Annotated in this window: 1 protein-coding gene; it reads left to right on the top strand. The window is 64.2% G+C overall.

Annotated features, from left to right (window positions below; all coding sequences use genetic code 11):
• Window positions 1-218: PfkB family carbohydrate kinase (locus tag O7A60_RS31925; RefSeq protein WP_337109617.1), on the top strand; the 218-nt coding region annotated here is incomplete at both ends.

Below are 218 nucleotides of genomic sequence, written 5' to 3' on the forward strand. Positions count from 1 at the left end.
GGCTCGGTCATCGTACGCGGCGACGAGACCGTGGTCATAAAGGCAACCACCATCAAGGAACTGGTCGACACGACAGGCGCCGGCGACCTCTACGCCGCCGGTTTCCTGCATGGCTATACACAGGGCCGCGACCTCCAGACCTGCGGCGATCTTGGCTCACTGGCGGCCGGATTGGTGATCCAGCAGATCGGCCCAAGGCCACGGCAGAACCTGCGCAA

Origin of the sequence: Mesorhizobium salmacidum (SeqCode) (assembly GCF_037179605.1) — a bacterium.
Taxonomy (GTDB): Bacteria; Pseudomonadota; Alphaproteobacteria; order Rhizobiales; family Rhizobiaceae; genus Mesorhizobium; species Mesorhizobium salmacidum.